Annotated in this window: 2 protein-coding genes; both read left to right on the top strand. The window is 53.4% G+C overall.

Going from position 1 to position 1,794, the window contains the following annotated elements; translation table 11 throughout:
* Nucleotides 1-143 precede the first annotated feature (143 nt).
* A complete protein-coding gene (locus tag HWQ67_RS17560; RefSeq protein ID WP_218253994.1) occupies nucleotides 144-1,097 on the top strand; it encodes a BatD family protein in 954 nt (317 codons plus the stop codon).
* 2 nt (nucleotides 1,098-1,099) lie between these two features.
* Nucleotides 1,100-1,794: vWA domain-containing protein (locus HWQ67_RS17555; protein WP_218253993.1), on the top strand; the 695-nt coding region annotated here is incomplete at its 3' end.

The following is a 1,794-nucleotide window of genomic DNA, read 5'->3' as shown; positions in this document are numbered from 1 at the left end:
AGACAATACAAGACAACCAAAGTCTGCGTATTCTATAAATCTACCGTAGTGACGCGCTACTTGTCTCCAGGTTTTTTATGGCACCAGTCATGCAACGTTGTGATATAATATATTGCAAGATAAACAGGATTGAAATAAAAAAAATGGGCATCAGAAACAAGCATGACAGACGCTATGGCTGTACCTTCCTTGTAGTAGTTGTTGTGCTGGCAACATACGGCTCGGCAATTGCATTTGTTATCACATTTAGGGCATACGTTGACAAGGCTGTGGTCCTTACCGGGGATACGATCACTTACTCCGTAGAGGTCGATCCTACCGTGGGTATTGACTTGCAGTTTCCGGCCTACAACACTGGCAACGACAACCTCACTATCTTGGATGAGGCCATGCACCAAGGCGGTTTTGTCATCAAGTCAACGATCAAGCGCTATAAGCTGCGCTCCTACACCCCAGGCACCTACAAACTCCCACCGGCAACCGTTAAATACAAAAGTCAGTCGACCAGGGATTACACGGAGGCAAAGACAAACGAAGTAACCATAGAGGTAAAAAGTGCCCGGGAAAAAACACCCGCCACCGATATCAGGGACATCAAAGACCTTCAGGACAGCAAGGTTCCGTGGCCTTACATTATTGCAGGTGCGTTGACATTGCTCATAGCGGCCCTTGCCCTGTACCTGCTCAGACGGCGGAGGGCTGCAAAGCAAGCCCCTCCCCCCCGAAAAACGCCCCATGAAATGGCATACGAGGCCCTGGAGAGACTCAGGGCAGGCACCCTGTTGCAAGACGGCCTGACCAAGGAGTACTTCATCGAGCTGTCGGCCATCATAAGATACTACATAGAGGACAGGTTCCTGCTGAAGGCCCCGGAGATGACTACCGAGGAGTTCCTTTTCAATGTAAAGGAGGCGCGGCAGTTATCGGTCTCTCAGAAGGAACTGTTGAGGGACTTTCTGCTGCGCTGCGACATGGTAAAGTTCGCACGCTATGGCCCCGCCCCGGAGGAGATAGAGGAGAGCTTTAATGTCGCCAGACGCTTTGTGGATGAGACCCGTCCGTTGCAACAGTCGGCGCCGGAGACGAAGGATGCCTGACCATGAGCTTTAAGACCCCCTGGGTATTGATACTCATCCCGTTTTTGTGTGCGGCGCTGTGGTATGGCAACAGGAGGAGGGGTTTGCCTGCGATGCGGTTTTCCTCGGGGGTGTTCCTGAGGGGACTGGGGCAGACTCTCAGGGTTCGGGCGGCCAGGGGTATGGTCTTTTTGAGGCTTGTGGCGATTACGCTCTTGTTGATCGCACTGGCCAGGCCACTGTCGCTCCTGGAGCAGACCAATGTCAACGTTGAGGGGATAGACATCGCCATAGCCATAGACCTCTCCAGCAGTATGCTTGCCGAGGACTTTGCAAAGGACGGCAATCACCACAACAGACTCGATGCCGTTAAGGAGGTCGTCAGGGAGTTTATAGGCGCCAGGACATCAGACCGCATTGCGCTGGTAGAGTTTTCCGGTGTCCCATACATGGCAAGTCCGCTCACAACCGACTACGGTTATCTGTTGACGGTACTGGAGCGTGCCAGGATCGGAATGATACAGGATGGCACGGCCATAGGCAGCGCCCTGGCAATGTCTGTAGGGCGTCTTAAGGAGACGAAGGCCAAGTCAAAGGTCGTCATCCTCTTAACCGACGGCAGAAACAATATGGGTTCGGTCTCTCCCCTGACTGCGGCCCAGGCAGCGGCGGCCCTCAACATCAAGGTCTATACCATCGGCGCCGGAGCAAAGGGACC

The organism is Candidatus Magnetobacterium casense (assembly GCF_019173545.1).
Lineage (GTDB): Bacteria > Nitrospirota > Thermodesulfovibrionia > Thermodesulfovibrionales > Magnetobacteriaceae > Magnetobacterium > Magnetobacterium cryptolimnobacter.
Note: the sequence above shows the minus strand (reverse complement) of the source record. Positions and strands in the feature narration are given on the sequence as shown.